The organism is Nocardioides pelophilus, from assembly GCF_014180685.1.
Lineage (GTDB): Bacteria > Actinomycetota > Actinomycetes > Propionibacteriales > Nocardioidaceae > Nocardioides > Nocardioides pelophilus.
This window is the reverse complement of sequence record NZ_JACEHF010000022.1, coordinates 16,193-38,743: the sequence shown is the minus strand read 5'-3', so window position 1 is coordinate 38,743 and position 22,551 is coordinate 16,193. Positions and strand designations below refer to the sequence as shown.

Here is a 22,551-nt window from a genome sequence, read left to right as displayed (position 1 = left end):
CGCTGCTCGGCGACCACCGCGACGCGCTGCTGCTCGCCGAGCACGTCCGGCGGTCACTGCCCGACGACCCCGACGATCCCGACGATGCCGACGACCCGGCCGAGGCAGACGCGCGGGCGGCGTACGACGCCGTGATCGACGCGGCCGAGCGCGCCGCGGAGGCCGCGATCGCCGCGGTGCCGGCGGTGCTCGCCTCGCTCCGTGCGCGCGTCGGAGGCGCGTGACAAGGTGGTCGGATGGATCCGCGGATCAGCTTCGTGACCCTCGCAGTGACCGACCTCGACGCCGCCCGGAGGTTCTACGTCGACGGGCTCGGGTGGCCCGCCGAGCTCGACGTGCCGGGCGAGGTGTTGATGATCCGCACGGGGGAGCACCTCGTGCTCTCCCTCTGGGACCGCGCCCACTTCGCGGCCGAGGTGGGGGAGCCGACGATGCCGTCCGAGGGTCGGCTGGCGCCGATCACGCTCGCGCACAACGTCGCGACCAAGGCGGAGGTCGACGGCGTGCTGGCGACCGCGCGGGCGGCCGGCGCCGCACCCGTGGCGGAGCCGGTCGAGCGCGACTGGGGCGGCTACACGGGCTACTTCGCGGATCCCGACGGCTACCGCTGGGAGGTCGCCTTCAACCCCGGTCCGATCGGTCGGCTGGTGCTGCCGTGAGCACCTCCGAATCTGAGACGGACGTCTTGTCATTTGGGACGCGTGGGAGGCTGGGCGCACGGCACCGGACGCGACGGCGTACTCTGTGCGCATGCGCCAGGACCTCCTCGTCGTACGCACCGGACGCGCCGGCTGACTCAGCTCTGCGCGTCCGCCCCTCGTTGCCTCGCAACCGAGGGGTTTTTTGTTGAGTACGACGAGCAACCAGTGCCGGGTGCGTCGGCACCACGAGATGTAAGGAACGAGAAGTCGGATGAGTGATCAGCAGCAGTCGGGCGGGGCCCCCTCGACGGGTGCAGTCACCGGTGCCCAGAGCCTGGTGAAGTCCCTCGAGGCCGCCGGCGTGACCGACATCTTCGGCATCCCCGGCGGCGCGATCCTGCCCGCCTACGACCCGCTGATGGACAGCCCCATCCGCCACATCCTGGTGCGCCACGAGCAGGGCGCCGGCCACGCCGCCCAGGGGTACGCCGCGGCGTCCGGCCGGGTGGGCGTGTGCATGGCCACCTCCGGCCCCGGCGCCACCAACCTGGTGACGCCCATCGCCGACGCCCACATGGACTCGGTCCCCATGGTCGCCGTCACCGGCCAGGTGGGCGCGTCCATGATCGGCACCGACGCCTTCCAGGAAGCCGACATCCGCGGCATCACGATGCCGATCACCAAGCACAACTTCCTGGTCACCGACCCGGCCGAGATCCCGCGCACCATCGCCGAGGCGTTCCACATCGCGTCCACCGGCCGCCCCGGGCCCGTCCTGGTCGACATCGCCAAGTCCGCGCTCCAGGCGACCACGACCTTCGACTGGCCGACCGAGATCAACCTTCCCGGCTACCGCCCGGTGACGCGGCCGCACGCCAAGCAGATCCGGGAGGCGGCCCGGCTGATGCTCGACGCCCGTCGTCCGGTCCTCTACGTCGGCGGCGGCACCATCCGGGCGCGCGCGTCCAAGGAGCTGCTCGCGCTCGCCGAGCTGACCGGGATGCCGGTCGTCACCACCCTGATGGCGCGCGGTGCCTTCCCCGACAGCCACCCGCAGCACCTCGGCATGCCCGGCATGCACGGCACCGTCGCCGCGGTCGCGGGCCTGCAGAAGAGCGACCTGATCATCAGCCTCGGCGCCCGCTTCGACGACCGGGTGACCGGCAACCTCGACTCGTTCGCGCCCGGCGCCAAGGTGATCCACGCCGACATCGACCCGGCCGAGATCGGCAAGAACCGCCACACCGACGTCCCGATCGTGGGTGACGTCCGCGAGGTGCTGGTCGACCTGATCACTACGCTGCGCACCGAGGCCGACGCCGGCCGCACCGGGGACTACGAGGGCTGGGTCCAGTTCCTGGCCGGGGTGAAGAAGCAGTACCCGCTCGGCTACGACAAGCCGGCCGACGGCGGCCTGGCCCCGCAGTACGTCCTCGAGCGGCTGGGCGCGCTCGCCGGCCCCGAGACGATCTACACCGCCGGCGTCGGGCAGCACCAGATGTGGGCCGCGCACTTCGTGGGCTACGAGAAGCCGAACAAGTGGATCAACTCCGGTGGGCTCGGGACCATGGGCTTCGCGGTCCCGGCGGCCATGGGCGCCCAGGTCGCGATGCCCGACAACACCGTGTGGGCCGTCGACGGCGACGGCTGCTTCCAGATGACCAACCAGGAGCTCGCGACCTGCGCGATCAACAACATCCCGATCAAGGTCGCGGTCATCAACAACGAGTCGCTCGGCATGGTGCGGCAGTGGCAGACGCTGTTCTACAACTCGCGCTACTCCAACACCGACCTTCACTCGAAGCGGATCCCCGATTTCGTGAAGCTCGCCGACGCCTACGGCTGCGTCGGCCTGGCCTGCGAGTCGCCCGACGACGTCGACGCCACCATCGCCAAGGCGATGGAGATCAACGACGTCCCGGTGGTGGTCGACTTCCGGGTGCACCGCGACGCCATGGTGTGGCCGATGGTCGCCGCCGGCACCAGCAACGACGACATCAAGTACGCCCGGGACCTCGCTCCCCAGTTCGACGAGGATGACCTCTAAGCCATGGCGAAGCACACCCTGTCGGTCCTCGTCGAGAACAAGCCCGGCGTCCTGGCCCGGATCGCCGCGCTGTTCAGCCGGCGCGGCTTCAACATCGAGTCGCTGGCGGTCGGCCCGACCGAGCACGCCGAGGTCTCCCGGATGACCATCGTGGTCAACGTCGAGGACAGCCCGCTGGAGCAGGTCACCAAGCAGCTCAACAAGCTGGTCGAGGTGATCAAGATCGTCGAGCTCGACCCCAACGCCTCGGTCCAGCGCGAGCTGGTGCTGGTGAAGGTGGGTGCGACCGCCGAGACCCGCGGTCAGGTGCTCGACACCGTCCAGCTCTTCCGCGCCAAGGTGGTCGACGTGGCCTCCGACGCGATCACGATCCAGATCATCGGCAACGTCGGCAAGATCGCCGACTTCCTCCGGGTGCTCGAGCCGTTCGGCATCCGCGAGCTCGTCCAGTCGGGCGCGATCGCGATCGGTCGCGGTCCGCGGTCGATCTCCGAACGAGGCAAGCCGGTCGCCGTACCCGTGCCGCCGGCCGTCAACAACTGACTGACGTACAACCAACCATCAGAAGGAGTGGCCCCCCGTGGCTGAGATCTACTACGACGACGACGCCGACCTGTCCCTGATCCAGGGCAAGCACGTCGCCGTCATCGGTTATGGCAGCCAGGGCCACGCCCACGCGCTGAACCTCCGCGACTCGGGCGTCGACGTCCGCGTCGGCCTGCTCGAGGGCTCGAAGAGCCGGGCGAAGGCCCAGGAGGAGGGCCTGCGGGTGCTGACCCCGCGGGACGCCGCGGAGGAGGCCGACGTCATCGTCATCCTCGCCCCCGACCAGGTGCAGCGGCACCTCTACCGCGACGAGATCGCCCCGGCCCTCGCCGCCGGCGACACCCTCGTCTTCGGACACGGCTTCAACATCCGGTTCGGCTACATCGAGGCGCCCGAGGGCGTCGACGTCATCCTGGTCGCCCCGAAGGCGCCGGGTCACACGGTGCGCCGCGAGTACGTCGCGGGTCGCGGCATCCCGGACATCATCGCGGTCGAGCAGGACGCCTCCGGGTCCGCCTGGGACCTCGCGAAGTCCTACGCGAAGGCCATCGGCGGCACCCGCGCGGGCGTCATCAAGACCACCTTCGCCGAGGAGACCGAGACCGACCTGTTCGGTGAGCAGGCGGTCCTCTGCGGTGGCGTCTCGCACCTGGTCCAGGCCGGCTTCGAGACCCTGATGGAGGCCGGCTACCAGCCGGAGATCGCCTACTTCGAGGTGCTCCACGAGCTCAAGCTGATCGTCGACCTGATGTGGGAGGGCGGCATCGCCAAGCAGCGGTGGTCGGTCTCCGACACCGCCGAGTACGGCGACTACGTCTCCGGCCCCCGGGTCATCGACGGCGCCGTCAAGGAGTCGATGAAGGGCATCCTGTCCGACATCCGTGACGGCTCCTTCGCCGAGCGGTTCATCGGCGACCAGGACGCCGGTGGCGTCGAGTTCCTCAAGCTGCGCGAGCAGGAGGCCGCTCACCCGATCGAGGCGACCGGCCGGCTGCTCCGCTCCCACTTCGCGTGGAAGCAGCAGGACGCCGACTACACCGAGGGTTCCGCCGCCCGCTGACGCACCACCTCGCCGACCCGTCGCCAACTTGGTGACGGGTCGATGGGTTTTTCGGGTCAGCCGGAGAACGACCGCCACAGGGCGCTGACGCCGAGCCCGGCGACGTACCAGAACGCCGTGAGGGACAGGAGGATCGTCGCCCAGGTCGCCTGCCGCTGACCGGGCGTCGGCTCGGACGCCGGCTTCGGGGCCGGCAGCGCGGGAGCAGGTGCGGCGAACATCGGGATCCTCGTTTCGATCGGGTGCTCCCAACCTGCCGTGCGGGCATGGTCGACGCATCGAGTGTTAGGCCCGGATCTCTGGCCCGAAATGACTACGTCCCGCGGGGAAGCCGAGGTCGGCTTCGCCCGCAGGACGTTGGTCGGTGGCTGCTACTTCACCTCGGAGCACATCACGAGCCGGAGGCCGACCGCGAGCGGCAGGACGATCCAGAGCATCGACGTCAGCCCGAGCTGGACCCACTCCTGGTTGGTCAGGGACGAGTCGAACAGCAGGAACCGGGTCTGGTTGAGGTCGAACCAGCCGGCGTTGTCCATCCACCACTCCTGCGACGATGCGAGCGCGCCGGACAGGCCCGGCAGCACCAGGTTGACGACGAAGTAGCCGACGATCGCCGCGGGGGAGTTGCGGAACAGCAGGCCCAGCGCGAAGCCGAGCAGCATGCCGAGCTCGTTGGCCAGCACGATCTGGGCGAAGGTCCAGGCGGGGATGTCCCACACCGGGTCGCTGCCGGTGATCGCGGACGTGAGCAGGTTGCCGACGGCGCCGACGCCGAGGGCGAGCAACATCGAGACCGCGCCGATCACCAGCACGTTCACCAGCTTGGCGCCGATCACGCGGCCACGGCTCGGCACCAGCGTGAAGGTGGTGAGCGCGGTTCGCTGGCTCCACTCACTGGTGACGGCGAGCACGCCGATCATCGGGAGCACGATCGACATCGGGCTGCCCACGGACGCGGCGAACGTGTCGAAGGTCAGGTCGTCCCTGTTGCCGAGGATGATGGTGAGCGCGGTCGCGATCACCGACGCGATCACGATGCTCGCCATCAGCCAGAAGCCGGCCCGGGTGTCGAACATCTTGCGCAGCTCGACACCGAGGATCCGGGTGAACGGGATCGGGTCCGGCACCGCGCGCTCGCGGCGGGGGGAGACCGGGGCCGACCCGTCGAGGGCTGCGGGGGTCATGGTCGCGGTGGTCATGCCACTGCTCCTTCCAGAACGGTGAGGGAGTCGCGCTGGCTCTCAGCGGTCAGCTCGAGGAACATCTCCTCCAGGCCGGCGCCGTCGGCCGTCCGGAGCTCGGTGAGGGGGATGCCGGCGGCGAACGCCGTGCGGCCGACCGTGGCGAGGTCGGCGTCGGCGAAGACGGCACCGTCGGCGACCGTGGTGACGATGCCGGCTGCTTCGAGCGCGCGGCTCAGGACGACCGGCTCGGCGGCGCGGGCGAGGGTGCCGGTCGAGGCCAGCAGCTCCTGCTTCGTGCCGCCGGCGACGATCCGGCCGTTGCCGATCACGATGATGTCGTCGGCGATGACCTCGATCTCGTGCAGCAGGTGGCTGGAGAGCAGCACCGTGCCGCCCTGGTCGGCGAAGTCGCGGAGCAGGTCGCGCATCCAGCGGATGCCGGCCGGGTCGAGGCCGTTGGCCGGCTCGTCGAGGATCAGCACCTCGGGGTCGCCGAGCAACGCGGTGGCGATGCCGAGGCGCTGCCGCATGCCGAGGGAGTAGTTGCGCACCCGGCGGCCGGACTCCTCCTCGGTCAGGCTCACCCGGTCGAGCATCTGCTCGACCCGCTGCTTCGGCAGGCCCATGGTGCGGGCGGCGATGGTGAGGATCTCGCGGCCGGTGCGGCCGGCGTGCTGTGCGGAGGCGTCGAGGAGGACACCCACCTCGCGGCCCGGGTTCGGCAGCGCGCCGAACGGGCGGCCGAGCACGTGCACGTGGCCGGAGGTCGCCTCGGTGAGGCCGACCATGACCCGCATGGTGGTGGTCTTGCCGGCGCCGTTCGGGCCGAGGAAGCCGGTCACCCGACCGGGCTGGGCGCTGAACGACACGTTGTCGACGGCGCTGAAGGTGCCGTACCTCTTGGTCAGGGACTCGATGGTGATCATGGCCCCACTCTTCCGGCGAGCCGCCCGACTGCGCGTCGGGCAGACCCCCGGAACCACCCCTGAGCCGACCCTGGGTCGGGTCAGGGGTGGGTGCCAGAGATCAGCCGCGCACGCCCTCGGGGGTCCGCAGCGCGTGCCAGGCGTCGTAGCCGCCGAGGATGTCGGACACGTCGCCGAACCCCTGGCTCCGCAGGTACGACGCCGCGACCGCCGAGCGCCAGCCGCCGGCGCAGTTCACGATCACCGGACGGTCGCGGGGGACCTCGTCGATGCGGCGGCGCAGCTCGGCGAGGGGGATGTTGACCGATCCGGGAAGGAACCCGGAGGCGATCTCGCCCGCGTTGCGCACGTCGAGCAGGAAGGCGTTCGAGCCGAGGGCGGCGACGGCGTCGTCGAACGCGGCCGGGGTCAGCCGGCTGGCATGACCGACCAGCGCCGGGTCCATGGCGATCAGGACCGACTCGACGCCCGGCAGCTGCCCGACGACGCGGTCGAACCCGATCCGGGCCAGCCGCGTGACGACCTCGCTCGCGTGGCCGTCAGGGGCGATCACGACGATCCGGTCGTCCGGGTCGAGCATCATGCCGGCGGTCTCGGCGAAGCGGCCGTCGAGCGGGATGCTCAGTGACCGCGGCAGGTGGCCGGCCGCGAACTCGATGCTCTCGCGGGCGTCCAGGAGGATCGCGCCCTGCTCCACCTCGGCGAGGGCGGCGTCGAGGTCGAGCTCCGGCGCCGGGGTTGCGCTGTAGGTCTGGCGCTGCTGGCGGTTGAGGACCGCGTCGTAGACGAAGTAGTCCGGCGCCGACGGCTGTCCCTCGGTCACGATCGCGACGAACTGCTCCTCGGTCATCGGGCGGCACGCATAGTTGAAGCGCCGCTGCTCGCCGATCGTCGACTGCTTCTCGGTGGAGAGGTTCTTGCCGCAGGCCGAGCCGGCGCCGTGCGCAGGGAAGACCCGCACCTCGTCGGGCAGGCCCATCAGCTTGCGTTGCACCGAGTCGTAGAGCATCGCGCCGAGCTCGTCGGCGGTCGCGCCGAGCGAGGCCAGCAGGTCGGGCCGGCCGACATCGCCGATGAAGAGCGCGTCACCGGTGAGCACGGCGTAGGCGACCTCGTCGTCGGCGTGCTCGTAGACCAGCACGCTGATCGACTCCGGGGTGTGGCCCGGGGTGTGCATGATCTCGAGGGCGACGCCCTGCGTCCCGCCCAGCTCGATGCGCTCGCCGTCGCCGAGGTGGCGGACCGGGTAGTCGGCCTGGGCCCGGTCGCCGTACCCGATCCAGGCGCCCGTCGCCTCGGTCATCTCGAGGTGACCGGCCAGGAAGTCGGCATGGAAGTGGGTCATGATCACGCCCTCGATCGTGAGGCCGTGCTCGGCTGCGTCGTCGAGGTAGTCCTGGACGTCGCGGCGGGGGTCGACGATCACGGCCCGCCCGGTGGTCTCGTCTCCGATGAGGTAGGACGCCTGCGACAGGCAGTCGAGGTAGTGCTGTGCGAAGTACATCGCGATCTCCTTGGGAAGCTGGCTCAGGTGAGGTGGATCAGGCTGGTGGTGCCGGTGTAGGCGGCCACCACGACGAGGAGTACGGCGAAGCCGCGGCTGATCCCGCGGGTGGGCAGCCGTGCCGCTGCGCGGCGTGCGACCACGCTGGCCGCCATCGCCGCGATCGTGAACGGGACGATCACCGCCCAGTCGAACTCGGCGACGGTGACCCTCGCCGCCAGCGACGTCCCCGAGTTGAGGGCGACCACGGCCAGTGAGGTCCCGGTCGCGACGCTGAGGGGCAGTCCGAAGAGCGTGACCAGGATCGGCAGGATCACGAACCCGCCGCCGACGCCGAGGAAGCCGGTGAGGAAGCCGACGCCGAGCCCGCCCACGATCGCGAGCGGCCACGACACCCTGGCGAGCGCAGCGGTCTCGGCCTCGGCCACGGTCCTGGTGTCGGTCGGCCCGGCGAGCACGATCGTGTCGCTCGACGCCCGGTGTCCCGGCGACGTCGGGTGTCCCGGCGATGTCGGGGCCGGCGCCGTCGGAGACGCGTTCGGGGGAGAGGGGCGCGGAGCCGGTCGGCGCCCGGCGTCGCGCCACACCGCTCCGGCGGCGACCGCCATCAGCGCCGCGAAGGCGAGGAGCAGCAGGTCGGGGTCCACGGACCGGTTGAGGTGCGAACCCGCCCACGCCGCCGGGAGCCCGGCCGCAGCCAGGGTGAGGGCGAGCCGCCAGCCGACCCGGCAGCAGCCCGGTGCGGCTCTCAGGTGCGCGGCCGTGCCGACCGCGGCGGTGAGTCCGACGATGACGAGGCTGCTGGTCGTCGCGGCGGTCGCCGACTGGCCCACGAGGAAGACGAGGGCGGGCACGGTCAGGATCGCGCCGCCTCCGCCGAGTCCTCCCAGCACCAGCCCGATGAGCAGGCCGAGCGCGATGAGCAGCAGGAACGTCGTCATGGCTATCGACCGGCTCCGACGGTGCTGCTGCCCGCGACCAGCGGGAACCCGGCGGCGTCCCAGGCCACCAGTCCGCCGGCCATGTTGAAGACGTCGGTCCGGCCGGCCGCCTGGAGCAGCTGGGTGGCGATCGCGGACCGGCTGCCGGACCGGCAGACGACGACGATCGGTCGTCCGGTGGGGACGTACGACGCCTCGAGGCGGCCGAGCGGCACGTGGAGCGAGCCGTCGACGTGGCCGGCCGCCCACTCCCTGGGCTCGCGGACGTCGATGAGCAGGGCGCCCTGTGCGGCCATGGCCCGGGCTTCGGTGACGGTGACCTTGCGGGTGGTGTGGTCCACCGGGACTCCTTCGTGGGATCGGGATGCGCTCACGCGAGCATCAGGAAGAGCTTCTCCAGCTCGTCGGGGGTGGGACCCGACTCGGCCCCCGCTTCGGTGTCGATGCACTCGCGCAGGGCGGTCGAGATGATGGCGAACCCGGCCTTGTCGAGCGCACTGGTGACGGCCGCGAGCTGGATGACCACGTCGCGGCAGTGCGACTCGGACTCGACGGCGTTGATCACGGCGTCGAGCTGCCCGCGCGCGCGGCGCAGCCGGTTGAGGATCTTTTTCTGGGCATCGGTGGAAGGGGCGGCGGCCCTCGTGGTCGCCATCAGGCGGTCCGTCCCTCGGCCTCGCGCTGCGCGATCTCGGCGCGGACCCGGTCCATGTCGAGGCCGCGCACTCCGTCGATGACCTGGTCGAGCTGGGCGGGGCCGAGCGCGCCCGGCTGGGCGAAGACCAGGATGCCGTCGCGGAACGCCATCAGCGTGGGGATCGAGGTGATCCGGAAGCTCGCCGACAGCTCTTGCTCCGCCTCGGTGTCGATCTTGCCGAAGACGACGTCCGGGTTGTTGACGGCTGCGCGCTCGAAGACCGGCGCGAACCGGCGGCACGGTCCGCACCAGCCTGCCCAGAAGTCGAGCAGGACGATCTCGTTGTCCCGGAGCGTGCCCTCCAGGTTGGCCAGGGTGATCTCTTGCGTGCTCATGGCTTCACTATACCCCCGGGGGTATAGAACTCCAACTGCGCGCGAGGGGAACAGGTCGGCCGTCCTGGTGGTTGACCAGCCGTGCGTATCGACATCTGGTCCGACGTGGTCTGCCCCTGGTGCTCCATCGGGAAGCGACGGCTCGAGCGGGCACTGGCCGACTTCGACCACCGCGACGAGGTCGAAGTGGTGTTCCACTCCTTCCTGCTGGACCCGAGCGCACCGACCGCGCCGACGGAGACCGCGCAGGAGATGCTGGCCCGCAAGTACGGCCTGACCCTCGCCGACGCCGCCGAGAAGCAGGCGATGGTGACCCGGCTCGCCGCCGAGGAAGGCATGGACTGGCAGCACCACCACGACTCGCCCCACGTCGGCACCGTCGACGCCCACCGACTGCTGCACCTCGCGCTCATCGAGGGCGGACCGAGGCTGCAGGCCGCGCTCAAGGACGCCCTGCTCCTCGCCTACTTCGGCGAGGCCCGCAACGTCGCCGACCACGGTGTGCTGCGCGCGATCGGGGTCGAGGTCGGCCTGGAGGGCGCGCGCGTCGACGAGGTCCTCGGAAGCGAGCAGTACGTCGACGAGGTCGCCGCCGACATCGCCCAGGCCCGCGCCTACGGGGCGACCGGCGTGCCGTTCTTCGTCGTGGACAACAAGTTCGGCGTCTCCGGCGCCCAGCCGACCGAGTTCTTCGCCCAGCTCCTCGATCGCGCCTGGTCCGAGAGCCACCCGGTCCTCGAGACGGTCCCCGGAGCCGTCGACGCGGAAGCGTGCGGTCCCGACGGCTGCCCCGTCTGACGGCCTGACGCCCCGGTCAGGCCCGGTCAGGCCCGGTTAGTCCCGGTCAGTCCGGCGAGCCAGGGGAGCACGCCCACCAGTGCCAGGGTGAGGCCGACCACCAGCATCGGCGGTTCGCCCCACTCGGCGGCGGCCTCCACCACCGCCGCCAGGCCCGTCGTCGCGACGAGGACGCCGCCGCACCGGCGCGCCAGCCTGAGGACGGCGAGCCAGGTCGGCGCGCACCCGGACGGTCCCGCGGCCGCGTGGGCGAGGGCGGCATGGAACACCAGCGCGCAGCAGGCGACGAGCAGCCCCCACCACACCTCCGGCTCGGGGACGGCGATCAACCACCAGGCCGCCAGCCCGCCCAGCGTGACCAGGCCGGCGCCGGAGTCGGGCAGCTCGGCCGACAGCACGGCCAGCAGCACCAGCAGCACCGACGGCCACCAGAGCGCGTCGGGCGCGACCCGGTGCAGCGCACCGACCGCGATCGCGATCGGCGCCACGGCGGACAGCCGTACGACGATGCCCGGGACCGTGATCGTCAGCAGCTGGGTGCCGTCGCGATCCTCCAGCGCGAACCCGGTCATCGGACCACCAACCTCGGGGTGGACCGGCGCCGGGTCAGGTCGCGCAGCACCTGGTCGAGGCTGTGCGCGCCCGCCCACGGCACCACCGGGATGCCGAGCGACGCGAGCCGGGTGGTCTCGACCCGGCGCTGGAGCATCCGGATCCGCCACGCGAGCGCGGCGGGCGTCGTACCGGTCTCCTCCTCCATGCCCGGCGGCAGCGTGTCGATGACGACCACGTCGATGCCTGCCCGGTTGAGGATCGCGACCTGCTGCGTGGCCGCCGGGTCGATGAGCGGCGACAGCATCAGGGCCAGGGTGCCGGCCCCGAGTCCCTGGCGCGCGACGAGCGCGTCCTCGCCGCGCGCGGTCCCGGGCTCGATCAGGCACAACGTGTCGAGGATCCGCCGCAGCTGGAGCAGTCCCGTGCCGGCCGGCACCAGGCTGACACCCCACGCGCCGAAGACCCGGACGCCCACCCGGTCGCCGCGATGGAGGAAGTGCTCGGCGAGCACGGCGGCGGCCCGCACAGCCAGGTCCATGCTGCTCTGGTCGCCGTCGACACCGGCGCTCTCGCCGACGTCGTTGACCGCGTCGACGAGGACCGCGACGTGGGTGTCCTCGTCGGAGTAGGTCGCGGTCACGTGCAGCCGGCCGGTGCGCGCCGACACCGGCCAGTGGATCCGGCGCAGTCGGTCGCCGGTCCCGAACGGCCGCACCTTGTTGAACTCGGTGCCCTCCCCGGGGCGCGCGGCGCGCTCCATGCCGACCAGCCCGCGCGGGTGGGGCGCCGGCGCGGTGGCGTCCAGGGGCGCGGTCATGGGGAGCACCGTCATCCGCATCCCGGCGAGGGGGACCGGGCCCCAGCGCCAGGAGCACCAGCCGTCGTACGCCGCGACGGCCGGGTCGCCGAGCCGACGCCGTCCCCAGCGCAGCGGCCGGAGCGCGATCCGCCCGACCGCGGCGCCCGGCGCTGCCTCACCGGCGCCCTCCGCCACGAGCAGGCCTGCGGCGGGCTCGACCGCCAGCAGCTTCTGCCCGGGGTGGACGAAGACGGCGGTCCCGCCCGGCGGCAGCCCGTCGAGCGTCGCCTCCCAGGTCACCTCCTCGCCCTCGTTGACGGTGAGCGCGGCCAGCGGCGTCGCGGCCCGCGGTTCGGTCGCGGGCCGACGGGCCGACGCCACGGCCACGAGCACGAGCGGCGCGGCGATCACGACCGCGTCCGGGCGGCCGATGACGACCCCCACCACGAGCACGGTCAGCCCGACCACCGCCGCTCGCAGGTGGGCGTAGGTCGGGCGCCACCCCGTTATCGCCGTCATGGTCGGCTCAGACCCGGTCGCGTGCGGTCGGCGCCGGCACCTGACCCAGGACCGTCTCGACCACCGTCCTGCCGGAGATCTCGGTCATCCAGAGCTCGGGCCGGATGGTGATCCGGTGGGCGAGCGCCGGCACCGCCACCGCCTTCACGTCCTCGGGCACGACGAAGTCCCGCCCGGCGATCACCGCATAGCCGCGGGCCACCAGCATCAGGGCGAGCCCGCCACGAGGTGAGGAGCCGACCAGGGTGTGGTGGTGCCGGCGGGTCGCGGCGGCGAGGGCCACGCAGTAGCGGCCGATGTCGGGGTCGACGGTCACGGTCTCGACCGCGGCCTGGATCGTGCGCAGCTCCTCGCGCGACACGACCTGGTCGAGGGTCTGCTCCTCCCGCTGGCGCTCGAGGCGGCGTCGCAGCACCTCCCACTCCTCCTCGGAGGAGGGGTAGCCGAATCCCACCCGCAGCAGGAACCGGTCGAGCTGCGCCTCGGGGAGCGGGTACGTGCCCTCGTACTCGACGGGGTTGGCGGTCGCCAGCACGTGGAACGGCGGCTCCAGCGCGAACGTCTCGCCCTCGACGGTGACCTGGCGCTCCTGCATCGCCTCCAGCAGCGCGGCCTGGGTCTTCGGGGGCGTCCGGTTGATCTCGTCGGCGAGCAGCAGGCCGGTGAACAGCGGCCCCGGCCGGAACTCGAACGCGGCCCGCCCCTGGTCGTAGATGAAGGAGCCGGTGAGGTCGGCCGGCAGCAGGTCGGGGGTGAACTGCGCCCGCCGGAAGTCCAGCCCCAGCGTCTGCGCGAACGACCGCGCGGCGAGGGTCTTGCCGAGCCCGGGGAAGTCCTCGAGCAGCACGTGGCCGCCGGCCAGGATCGCGCTGAGCACCAGGGTCAGCGCGTCGCGCTTGCCGACCACGGCCCGCTCGATCTCGTCGAGCACCGCGCGGGCCTTGCGGGAGGCGTCGTCCAGTCCGTTCACAGCTCCTCGATCCTGGTCAGCGCGTCGGCGAGCTCGCGCCGGTAGCGCGCGGGGGAGCCGACGGGCGGGTCGGCGACGAACGCGGCCGTCGTGCGGTCGAGCCGGGCGTCCAGGACCGGCATCGCGAGCAGCTGGCCGGTGACCTCGCGCACGACCGCGTGCGCCGCGGTCGGGTCGTCGGTCGCCACCAGCCGCTCGAGGTGGTTGACCTGCTGGTCGTGCGCGCGGTTCTCCCGTACGTGCAGCGACGCCTCCTCCGGCCACGTCGCGGCGCCGACGGTCCGGCTGACGAGGGCGGCGTAGCACGACACCCCCGCGGCGGCGAGCACGAGCGCGACCCACACGGCGGTCATCGCGCCCGCGCTCCCAAGGAGGCCAGCAGCCCCTCGAGGCAGGCCGCGGCCTCGGCCCGGTGCTGTTCGGTGAGCGGGTGCCGGGAGAAGCGGGCCTCGCGGTAGAGCGCGGCCAGGCGCCGGATCGACGCGTCGTCGAGGTGGTACGACGCCAGCGCGCGCTCCACCAGCTCGCTCGGTGTCTCCTCGGGCCGGTGGGGGAAGTGGTCGCCCTCGACGGCTTGTTCCAACCGCACCCACGCGGCCACGATCGCGTTGCGGGGGGTGCCGCGCCCGATCGCGCGGGCGACCTCGCCGAGGAACTCGGGCAGGCCGGACTCCTCGTCCTCCGACGGCCGCCCGGGGTCGGGGACGGGACTGCTGCGCACTCCCATCCGGCCGGTGAGCTGCCGGCGTCGTCGTACCAGCCGAAGCCGGGCGACCACCAGCAGCGCGACCCCGAACACCAGCGCGGTCGGGACGAGGAGCAGCAGGTCGAGCGGCGGGACCCAGGGAAGCCAGGGCTCGTCGCCGTCCTCCGTCGACTCGGACTGCTCGGACCGGGTCTCCTCGGCCGCGCCCGACCGGTCGCGCTCCTGCTCGGCCACCGGCGGTCGCTCGGTGCCGCGATCGAGGTCGGTCCAGCGCGGGCCGTCGAAGGTGGCCGCGACCAGCGCGCAGAGCACCAGCACGAGCGAGCCCAGCGCGATCGGACTGAGATGGAGGGAGCGGGGGGAGTGGGTCCCCATGGAGAAAGGCTAGTGGACGGGCCGTTTTCGAGCCCTGACACGAGTTCGTAACACGCCTCGGGGTCCGGTACCGTGAACGTCGGCACAGCGTCGTGCACCACCATCGCCCCGCACGATCCTCCTTCGAAGGACAACCGCTGTGACTGACCGTCCCGTCGTTCTCATCGCCGAAGAGCTCAGCCCCGCGACCGTCGAGGCGTTGGGCCCGGACTTCGAGATCCGTCACTGCAACGGTGCCGACCGCGCCGAGCTGCTCCCCGCGATCGCCGACGTCGACGCGATCCTGGTGCGCTCCGCGACCAAGGTCGACGCCGAGGCGCTCGCGGCCGCCACCCGGCTGAAGGTCGTCGCCCGGGCCGGGGTCGGCCTCGACAACGTCGACGTGAAGGCCGCCACCCAGGCCGGCGTGATGGTCGTCAACGCGCCCACCTCCAACATCGTCTCCGCCGCCGAGCTCGCCGTCGCGCTGATGCTCGCGGGGCCCCGCCACATCTCGCCCGCGCACGCCGCGCTGAAGAACGCGGAGTGGAAGCGGTCGAAGTACAGCGGCATCGAGCTCTACGAGAAGACCGTCGGCATCGTCGGCCTCGGCCGGATCGGCGTGCTCGTCGCCCAGCGGCTGAGCGCCTTCGGCATGAACGTCATCGCCTACGACCCCTATGTGCAGGCCGGCCGCGCCGCGCAGATGGGCGTCCGCCTGGTCGACCTCGACACCCTGCTCGCCGAGTCCGACTTCATGTCGGTCCACCTGCCGAAGACGCCCGAGACCGCTGGCCTGATCGGTGCCGAGCAGCTCGCGAAGGCCAAGCCGTCCCTGGTCCTGGTCAACGCCGCCCGCGGTGGCATCGTCGACGAGGCTGCGCTCTACGACGCGCTCAAGACGGGGCGGATCGCCGCCGCCGGCCTCGACGTGTTCGCCAAAGAGCCGTGCACCGACAGCCCGCTCTTCGAGCTCGAGAACGTCGTCGCCACCCCGCACCTCGGCGCCTCGACCGACGAGGCGCAGGAGAAGGCCGGCATCGCGGTCGCGAAGTCGGTGCGGCTGGCGCTGGCCGGCGAGCTCGTGCCCGACGCGGTCAACGTCCAGGGCGGCGTGATCGCCGAGGACGTGCGCCCCGGCATCCCGCTCACCGAGAAGCTCGGCCAGATCTTCACCGGTGTCGCCGGCGAGGTCGCCCAGCAGCTCGACGTCGAGGTCCGCGGCGAGATCACCGACCACGACGTGAAGGTGCTCGAGCTGGCTGCGCTCAAGGGCGTGTTCAGCAGCGTGGTCGAGGACCAGGTGTCCTACGTCAACGCGCCGCTGCTCGCGGCCGAGCGGGGCACCGCCGTACGTCTGGTCACGGACCCGGAGAGCGCCGACCACCGCAACCTGATCACCCTCCGCGGCACCCTCGCCGACGGCTCGCAGGTCTCGGTCAGCGGGACCCTGGTGGGCATCCACCAGCGCGAGCGGCTGGTCGAGGTCAACGGCTACGACATCGACATCGAGCCCACCGACCACCTCGCGTTCTTCACCTACGACGACCGCCCCGGCATGGTCGGCACCGTCGGCCAGATCCTCGGCGACGCCCAGGTCAACATCGCCGGCATGCAGGTCTCCCGCGACACCAAGGGCGGTCAGGCCCTGGTCGCCCTCTCGGTCGACTCCGCCATCCCCGCCGAGACCCTCGCCGAGATCGAGGCCGCCATCTCCGCCACCTCCATCCGGGCCGTCGACCTCGTCTGATTTGGATTGCGCGAGCGTGTCGCGNCCCGCCCCGGCCCCACCTGGGAGCGGGGCCGGGCGCTTTCTGGGCCAAGTTCGTGCCGGGTCGGCGGGTTTTCGGGCTGAGTTTGTGCCGGGTCGGCTATGCCACGAGTACGCCGGCGCGGCCGACGCGGGGTGCGTCGGTGCGGTGGTCGCCGCGGGCGGTGACGACGGTCCAGGCGGCGGCGATCCGGCGGACGGCCTCCTCGAGGTCGTGGACCGGCACCGTGTAGGGGATCCGCAGGTAGCGGTCGAGGCCGCCCTCGGGGGCGAAGGACGGGCCGGGCGCGAGGAGCACGCCGTGCCGCTCCGCCTCGACCGACAGCGCGGTGGCGCCGGCCATGGGGAGGCGGCACCACAGCGCCATCCCGCCGGCGGGCGTGCGGAACGTCCAGTCGGGCAGGGCGGAGCCGAGCGCTGCCACGAGCGCGTCGCGCTGCTCGCGCAGCCGACTCCGGTGGGCGGCGAGGAGGGTGTCGAAGTCGCCGGCCAGCAGCCGGGTCAGCACCAGCTGCTCGAGCACGGGCGCGCCGAGGTCGAGGCCGACCCGCGCCCGGGTGAGCCGGTCGACCAGCGGGTGCGGCGCCCGGATCCACCCGAGCCGGAGCCCGCCCCAGACGCTCTTGCTGGCGCTGCCGACGCTCACCGCGTCCGAGGAGTACGACGCGAACGGCCGCAGCGCCGCGGCGTCGTCGAGCTGCAGCGTGTGGTGGGCCTCGTCCACGACGGCGGTGGCGCCGTGCTCGGAGAGCAGGCGGGCGTAGGCCGCCCGGTCCCGCTCGGACATGACCAACCCGGTCGGGTTGTGGTGGTCGGGCATGACGTGGACCAGCCGGGGCGAGCGCTTGGCGAGCACCCCGGCGATCGCGTCGAGGTCCCAGCCCTCCGGGTCGAGCGGGATGGTGACCAGCCGGCCGCCGCCCGTGCGCAGCGCCTGGACGGCGTTGGGATAGGTCGGCGACTCCATCAGGACCCGGTCCCGCGGTCCGGCGAGCGCGCTGCCGACGACCGCGGTCGCGGCGAGCGCGCCGGTCGTGACGATGATCTGCTCGGGTGAGGTGGGCAGCCCGCGGGCGTCGTACGACGCGGCGATCGCGGTCTGCAGGTCGGGGAGCCCGGCCGGGTAGTAGCCGTGTCCGCCCAGGTGGGCCGGGAGCGTCGCGGCTGCGTCGGCGTACGCCGCGGCGATGCCCGGCGGCGCGGACGCCGCGGCGCACACCAGGTCGATCACCCCGGCGCTCACCTCGGTCGGCCACAGTGCCCGGTCGTGCGCCCGCGTCGGCCCGCCCGGCAGCCGGGTGAAGGTCCCCGAGCCGTGGCGCGCCTCGGCGTACCCGGTGTCCCGGAGTACGGCGTACGCGCGGGTCACGGTCGTCCGGGAGACGCCGAGCGTGGCGGTGAGGTCGCGTTCGCTGGGCAGCCGGGTGCCGTAGCCGATCCGGCCGTCGCCGATGAGCTCGCGGAGCGCGTCGGCCAGCCCGACGTAGGCGGGGGAGCGACCGAAGTCGCCGGCGAGGGTGGCGACGCGCGCGGCAGAAATGGACTGCGACATGCAGGCCAGTAGATCACAAGTGGCTATTTCAAACCAGACCACCGGTAAGGATCCTTGATGCATGACGACCATGACAGCCGCCGCCCCGATCCGGACCCTGGCCGACCTGGGCCCGGTGGCCCAGCTGCGCGCCGGCCGGCTCGGCCGTCGGCTCCCGCAGCTGGTGGTCGGTCTCGTCCTCTACGGCGTCAGCCTGGGCATGATGGTGCGTGGCAACGTCGGCCTCGCGCCGTGGGACGTGCTGCACTCGGGCCTGATCCGGCACCTCCCGATCACCCTCGGCCAGGCGGTCGTGCTGATGAGCTTCGTCGTCCTGGTGCTGTGGATCCCGCTCCGCGAGCAGCCGGGGATCGGCACCATCGCCAACGCGGTGCTGGTCGGGCTGTCGGCCGACGCCACCTTGTGGGTCCTCGACGAGCCGGCCGCGCTGAGCGCCCGCATCGCCCTGATGATCGGCGGCGTGCTGCTCTGCGGTGTCGCGTCCGGCCTCTACATCGGGGCGCAGCTCGGGCGCGGTCCGCGCGACGGCCTGATGACCGGCCTGCACCGCCGGACCGGGCTCTCGCTCCGGCTGGTCCGCACCCTGCTCGAGGTCGCGGTCGTGCTGGTCGGCCTCACCCTCGGCGGGGTGCTGGGTGCCGGCACCGTCGTCTACGCGCTCATGATCGGCCCGCTCACGCAGCTGTTCCTGCCGTGGTGCCTGGTCGACATCGCGGTGCCCGAGGGGCGCGGTGCGGCGTGATCGCGTTCCTCTGCCTGGTCGTGCTCGTCGCTGCGGCGGTCGCCGGGACGATCCGCGAGGTCCGCCTCGACCGGCCCGCGTCGATCCCGCGCTCGCACTTCGTCGACCCGGACCTGCTGCCCCCGTCCGAGCGCCCGCTGCGCTGAGACCGACGCGCTACCGTCGCACCCGGATCGTGACCGTCGCCTTCCGGTTCCGGTAGTAGGGGTCGTCGAGGTAGCGGATCCGCACCGTCCACCGACCCCGCGCCAGCCTCGGCAGGCGGATCGTGGCGGTGCCGTCGACCACGTCGCCCGCCGCCCGCTTCACGACCTCGCCGCGCACCAGCCGCAGCCGCGCCCGCCCCGACGCCGGCTCGAGGCCCGCCGGTGTCCCGACGACGACCTCCACCTTGCCGCGCCGGCTGACGCGGGGCGGCCGCACCACCTCGAGCGCGAGCGCCGTGACGGGCCCCTTGGCGACCGTGACGGCACGCGTCGTCGTGCCCGCCTCGACGGTCGCGCTCCCGCCGTACTGGATGAGCAGGGTGCGGCTGCCGGGCGCGAGCGCGCCGGCAGCGATGTCGAGGCTCGCCGTGCCGGCGCCCGACAGGGTGGCTGAGTCCAGCGTCCGGCCGCCTTCGCGGAGCGTCACCTGGCCGCGCGCCGGTACGCCGTCGCCGGCGACCGTCACCGAGACGCGGGCCGCACGCCCGTAGGTCAGTGCCGGGACGGTCGTGCTGAAGGTCGGTACGGCGAGGTCGGGCCCCGGCTCCGTGACCGGCCCCGCCGGGCCGCGCTCGTAGTAGCCGAGGTCGACCGCGCCGCCGTTGACCAGCCGGCCGAGCGCGAGCCGGTGCTCGACGTACTCGAACCTGAGCTGGTGCCGGGTCGGGAGCGTGATCGGAGGGGTCGCGCCCACGTCCACGAGCGGTGAGCCGGACGCGGGGCGGAAGTCGTCGCCGGCCAGGTCGGTGAAGCCGAAGTCGTTGCCCGCCGGCCGGGTCTGGCCGGCGAAGCCGACGATCGTGCCGTCGAACGAGGCGTAGCGCTCTGCCGCGACCGAGGGGCTGAACGCGTTCTCGCCCAGGTGGAACGTCCCCGACTCCCTGGTGAGGAACACGTTGATCGGCGGCTCGCCGGGGGTCGCGCTGGCGACGTAGAAGGCGTTGCCCCAGGCCTCGACGGTCTCGTCGGTCGTCTCCAGGTCGAAGATCGACCCGTTGTACTCGTCGGCCTGGTCGAGCCGGTAGGACACGGTGTTGTTGAAGAAGTAGAGCGTGCCCTTGCGGTAGGTGTCGTACTCGGTCTCCCCGCCGTCGCCGCCGTAGTGGACGGTGTTGGTCGCGTCGCCGACCCGGACGTCGATGACGTTGCCGTAGACCCACGTCGACCGGTAGGACGGCAGGGCGCAGAGGATCGGGCAGCCCTCCTGGGACTCGACCAGGTCGAGCGCTCGGGCGCCGCCCTCGATCCAGTTGTAGCGGACGACGGTCCCGGCGGAACGGTCCTTGAGCGCGCCACCCTGGGCGCCCGGACTGGTGTCGCGGTAGTGGTTGAACTGGTAGACCGTGTCCTCGGCCTCGATGTAGGAGTGGTGCTCGCGGTCGCGCCCCGGGACGCTGTTGTCCGCGAGCTCGTTGCCCTCGACCAGGATGTGCCGCGACACCGACTCCTCCGCATCGCCCGATGCGACGAAGATCCCGTTGCCGTTGTCGTGGATCAGGTTGTTGCGGAACGTGATGGTCTCGCCGCGCTCGACGAACAGCGCGGCCGCGTTGTCGGGGTAGGCCTGCGTGTTGCCGTCGTGGTCGGTGAACGTGTTGCCCGGGAAGGCGCCGGTGAGCTCGAAGCCGTCGATGACGACGAACTCCGGTTTGGTCCCGTAGGGGTCGCCCTCCTTGGTCGCGAAGGTGATCAGGCCGCGGGTCTGGGTGAGCGCGAAGTCCGACTCCATGCCGGGGCGGGTGGTCGCGCCCGCACCGTCGATGACCGGCCGGTTGCCGCTGCCGTCGGTGACGCCGCAGACGGTGATGGGAGCGGCGGCCGTGCCCTGCTCGGAGATCAGGATCTTCTCCCGGTACGGCGTCGCGCGCCTGTGGATCCGCACCCGGTCGCCCGGTCCGAGCAACTGCCAGGGCACGGCGCCGATGGAGGTGTAGGCGCGCCCCGGCCCGACCTCGAAGACCGTCCCCGTCGCCGGGTCGGCGCAGCTGCCGTCCCACACGTCGCTCCCGGGCGGCGGCAGGACGGGCTCGGGAGCGGGGCCGGCGCCGCTCGTCGTCGCCTCGACGGTGCCGCCGTACGCCCCGAGGTTGCGGCGCCCACCGTTGGGCGCCGGCTCGGCGGCGACGGTCGAGGCCGGGTCGGCGCGGTCGATCGCCTGGCTCGCCGACGTCAGGTGGAAGTCGCCGCCCGCGGCGTCGACGAAGCCCGGCGCCCCGGCGAGGAGGCCGGTGCCGCTGGTGATCGCGCCGCTGGTCGGCCCGATCAGGCTGTAGGTGACGAGGCTCGCCGTGGCCGGCGGCGTGGCCTGACAGTCCTGGCACTGCGACAGGTCGGAGTCGCCGCCGTTGCCGGTCACGATGCTGTTGCGCAGCACGAACCGCGACCCGCCCTCGGCGAAGATCCCGGAGCCGTCGGCGCCGGCAGGGCAGGCGTGGCGGGTGATCGTGACGTTCTCCAGGACGGCCGAGGACCCGTAGGCGGCACCCCCGTCGAGGTACAGCCCGGCGCCGTCCTCGCCGCAGACGTTGTCGTGGAACAGGTCGCCGACGATCTCGCCGGTCGCTGCCTCGTCGATGAAGAACCCGCTGCCGTCGCTGGGTGCGTCGTTGCCGACCCATCGGTTGGCCTCGAGCCGGATCGCCGGCCTGGTGGCGACGTCGTTGCCGACGAAGATGCCGCCGCCGCCCCAGCCGTAGCCGGCCTGCGCGCCGACCTCGTTGCCCCGCACCAGGTTCTGCCGCAGGACGGTGCCGTCGCCGCCGAGGAAGAGGCCGCCGCCATGGTCGCCGCGCCCGACGTTGTCCTCGATCAGGTTGCCCTCGATGACCGCCGGGATGATGACGAACATCGCCGCGCCTCGATGTGCGCCGTTGTCGCGGAAGACGTTGTCGACGACGTCGATGGTCGAGCCGGGCAGCCAGCTGTCCGCGTAGAGGCCGCCGCCCTCCGTGGTGCAGCCGCAGGTGGTGAAGTCGAACCCGTCGTCGTTGCCCTCGACGATGTTGTGGCTGATGGTGACCGCGCCGGAGTCCTCGACCCGGATGCCCGATCCGACGGCTTCGTCGTACTGCCCCAGCGGCGCCTTCCCGCCGGTGACCGTGAACCCGTCGAGCACCGCGTCGCCGGCCTCGCTGAACGTCACCGTGGTGCCGCCGTCCCCGCCGTCGATCGTGGTGACGTTGGCGGCGGGGTTGCGCGAGCCGAAGCCGGGCGCGAACCCGCCGTACAGGCGCACCTCCTTGCCGGCGACCACCACCCGCTCGGCGTAGGTGCCGCCCTGGACCTGGATCGTGTCGCCGTCTCCTGCGGCCGTGACAGCTGCGCTGATCGTCGGGAAGGCACCCGAGGGCCCGACGCAGAGCACGGTGCCGCCGCACGCCGCTACTGGCGTGGTCAGCGCGCGGTCGGGCGTGGAGGAGAGCGTCGGCGGCACGAGCACGACGTCCGCGGCGCGCGCCGCGGGACCGGCCGACCAGGTGCCGGCGGTGATGCCGGCGGCCAGCAGGACGCACGCCACCAGCGCCCGGCCGGGCACCCTGAGCGCCGGCCTGGTGTCGGGTGCGGGCGGCATCCCCCGACGGTACGGATTCGTCGCGCCGTGCGGACCCGGTTGCCGACACCTTTACCCGTCGGCTGCCCGGTTGCCGGTCGGCGGGCACCAGCCAGGGAAATCCCTGAGTGTGGTGGCTGGAACTAGT

General features: G+C 72.5%; 24 protein-coding genes. 9 read left to right on the top strand and 15 right to left on the bottom strand.

The features are described from left to right. The 5 genes from H0488_RS06825 to ilvC form a co-directional block, all read left to right on the top strand. The coding region (locus tag H0488_RS06825) for a hypothetical protein (protein WP_220794278.1) at positions 1–224 on the top strand (224 nt) is incomplete at its 5' end. Positions 225–236: 12 nt separating this feature from the next. After that, positions 237–659, top strand: coding sequence for a VOC family protein (locus H0488_RS06820; RefSeq protein WP_183098532.1), 423 nt, complete (start codon positions 237–239; stop codon positions 657–659). Between the two features lie 253 nt (positions 660–912). Then, positions 913–2,688 carry an acetolactate synthase large subunit gene (locus H0488_RS06815; RefSeq protein ID WP_183098531.1) on the top strand — a complete coding sequence of 592 codons (1,776 nt, stop codon included), beginning with the start codon at positions 913–915 and terminating at the stop codon, positions 2,686–2,688. A 3-nt stretch (positions 2,689–2,691) separates the two neighbouring features. Further along, positions 2,692–3,231, top strand: a complete 540-nt coding sequence (gene ilvN, locus H0488_RS06810; RefSeq protein WP_183098530.1) for an acetolactate synthase small subunit — start codon at positions 2,692–2,694, stop codon at positions 3,229–3,231. A gap of 37 nt (positions 3,232–3,268) precedes the next feature. After that, on the top strand, positions 3,269–4,294 hold the full coding sequence (gene ilvC, locus H0488_RS06805) for a ketol-acid reductoisomerase (protein WP_183098529.1): 1,026 nt from the start codon (positions 3,269–3,271) through the stop codon (positions 4,292–4,294). Between the two features lie 56 nt (positions 4,295–4,350). Here the strand turns inward: ilvC and H0488_RS06800 are convergent, their stop codons facing one another. The 8 genes from H0488_RS06800 to H0488_RS06765 all read right to left on the bottom strand — a co-directional run bounded on the left by H0488_RS06800 (position 4,351) and on the right by H0488_RS06765 (position 9,881). Next, the gene (locus H0488_RS06800) at positions 4,351–4,515 is read right to left on the bottom strand and encodes a hypothetical protein (protein WP_183098528.1); all 165 of its coding nucleotides are present in this window, start codon (positions 4,513–4,515) and stop codon (positions 4,351–4,353) included. Between the two features lie 150 nt (positions 4,516–4,665). After that, positions 4,666–5,493, bottom strand: coding sequence for an ABC transporter permease (locus H0488_RS06795; RefSeq protein ID WP_183098527.1), 828 nt, complete (start codon positions 5,491–5,493; stop codon positions 4,666–4,668). Beyond that, positions 5,490–6,404 carry an ABC transporter ATP-binding protein gene (locus H0488_RS06790; RefSeq protein ID WP_183098526.1) on the bottom strand — a complete coding sequence of 305 codons (915 nt, stop codon included), beginning with the start codon at positions 6,402–6,404 and terminating at the stop codon, positions 5,490–5,492. Before H0488_RS06790 ends, H0488_RS06795 begins: the two co-directional genes overlap by 4 nt. Positions 6,405–6,504: 100 nt before the next feature. Then, positions 6,505–7,908 carry an MBL fold metallo-hydrolase gene (locus H0488_RS06785; RefSeq protein WP_183098525.1) on the bottom strand — a complete coding sequence of 468 codons (1,404 nt, stop codon included), beginning with the start codon at positions 7,906–7,908 and terminating at the stop codon, positions 6,505–6,507. Between the two features lie 23 nt (positions 7,909–7,931). After that, entirely contained in the window at positions 7,932–8,849 is a 918-nt protein-coding gene (locus H0488_RS06780; RefSeq protein ID WP_183098524.1) for a sulfite exporter TauE/SafE family protein, read from the bottom strand. A 2-nt stretch (positions 8,850–8,851) separates the two neighbouring features. Continuing rightward, positions 8,852–9,190 carry a rhodanese-like domain-containing protein gene (locus tag H0488_RS06775; protein WP_220794277.1) on the bottom strand — a complete coding sequence of 113 codons (339 nt, stop codon included), beginning with the start codon at positions 9,188–9,190 and terminating at the stop codon, positions 8,852–8,854. A gap of 29 nt (positions 9,191–9,219) precedes the next feature. Further along, on the bottom strand, positions 9,220–9,504 hold the full coding sequence (locus H0488_RS06770; protein WP_183098523.1) for a metal-sensitive transcriptional regulator: 285 nt from the start codon (positions 9,502–9,504) through the stop codon (positions 9,220–9,222). Next, complete coding sequence (locus tag H0488_RS06765; RefSeq protein WP_183098522.1) at positions 9,504–9,881, bottom strand: thioredoxin family protein; 378 nt, start codon at positions 9,879–9,881, stop codon at positions 9,504–9,506. Before H0488_RS06765 ends, H0488_RS06770 begins: the two co-directional genes overlap by 1 nt. An 81-nt stretch (positions 9,882–9,962) precedes the next feature. Between H0488_RS06765 and H0488_RS06760 the strand changes: the two genes are divergently transcribed. Next, positions 9,963–10,679: a DsbA family oxidoreductase gene (locus H0488_RS06760; protein WP_183098521.1), complete on the top strand. Its 717-nt coding sequence runs from the start codon at positions 9,963–9,965 to the stop codon at positions 10,677–10,679. Between the two features lie 26 nt (positions 10,680–10,705). On the opposite strand, the gene H0488_RS06755 is transcribed toward H0488_RS06760, so the two are convergent. From H0488_RS06755 to H0488_RS06735, 5 genes are read right to left on the bottom strand one after another with little or no spacing between them, the layout of a single operon-like run. Further along, a complete protein-coding gene (locus tag H0488_RS06755) occupies positions 10,706–11,251 on the bottom strand; it encodes a hypothetical protein (RefSeq protein ID WP_183098520.1) in 546 nt (181 codons plus the stop codon). Continuing rightward, positions 11,248–12,552: a DUF58 domain-containing protein gene (locus H0488_RS06750; RefSeq protein WP_183098519.1), complete on the bottom strand. Its 1,305-nt coding sequence runs from the start codon at positions 12,550–12,552 to the stop codon at positions 11,248–11,250. The genes H0488_RS06755 and H0488_RS06750 overlap by 4 nt, the downstream gene beginning before the upstream one ends. Before the next feature lie 7 nt (positions 12,553–12,559). After that, a complete protein-coding gene (locus tag H0488_RS06745) occupies positions 12,560–13,522 on the bottom strand; it encodes an AAA family ATPase (RefSeq protein WP_183098518.1) in 963 nt (320 codons plus the stop codon). Next, entirely contained in the window at positions 13,519–13,875 is a 357-nt protein-coding gene (locus tag H0488_RS06740) for a hypothetical protein (RefSeq protein ID WP_183098517.1), read from the bottom strand. The genes H0488_RS06745 and H0488_RS06740 overlap by 4 nt, the downstream gene beginning before the upstream one ends. Then, the gene (locus tag H0488_RS06735; protein WP_183098516.1) at positions 13,872–14,603 is read right to left on the bottom strand and encodes a DUF4129 domain-containing protein; all 732 of its coding nucleotides are present in this window, start codon (positions 14,601–14,603) and stop codon (positions 13,872–13,874) included. Before H0488_RS06735 ends, H0488_RS06740 begins: the two co-directional genes overlap by 4 nt. Positions 14,604–14,742: 139 nt before the next feature. Here H0488_RS06735 and serA point away from each other — a divergent pair, with 139 nt between their 5' ends. Then, a complete protein-coding gene (gene serA / locus H0488_RS06730) occupies positions 14,743–16,332 on the top strand; it encodes a phosphoglycerate dehydrogenase (protein WP_183098515.1) in 1,590 nt (529 codons plus the stop codon). Between the two features lie 121 nt (positions 16,333–16,453). Here the strand turns inward: serA and yczR are convergent, their stop codons facing one another. Then, positions 16,454–17,905, bottom strand: a complete 1,452-nt coding sequence (yczR, locus tag H0488_RS06725; RefSeq protein ID WP_183098514.1) for a MocR-like transcription factor YczR — start codon at positions 17,903–17,905, stop codon at positions 16,454–16,456. Positions 17,906–17,966: 61 nt separating this feature from the next. On the opposite strand from yczR, the gene yczE reads away from it, so the two are divergent. Both yczE and H0488_RS06715 read left to right on the top strand, forming a co-directional pair. After that, the gene (gene yczE / locus H0488_RS06720) at positions 17,967–18,647 is read left to right on the top strand and encodes a membrane protein YczE (protein ID WP_220794276.1); all 681 of its coding nucleotides are present in this window, start codon (positions 17,967–17,969) and stop codon (positions 18,645–18,647) included. Further along, positions 18,644–18,793, top strand: a complete 150-nt coding sequence (locus tag H0488_RS06715) for a hypothetical protein (protein ID WP_183098513.1) — start codon at positions 18,644–18,646, stop codon at positions 18,791–18,793. The genes yczE and H0488_RS06715 overlap by 4 nt, the downstream gene beginning before the upstream one ends. A 10-nt stretch (positions 18,794–18,803) precedes the next feature. Here the strand turns inward: H0488_RS06715 and H0488_RS06710 are convergent, their stop codons facing one another. Then, on the bottom strand, positions 18,804–22,424 hold the full coding sequence (locus H0488_RS06710) for a right-handed parallel beta-helix repeat-containing protein (RefSeq protein ID WP_183098512.1): 3,621 nt from the start codon (positions 22,422–22,424) through the stop codon (positions 18,804–18,806). Positions 22,425–22,551: the final 127 nt, after the last annotated feature.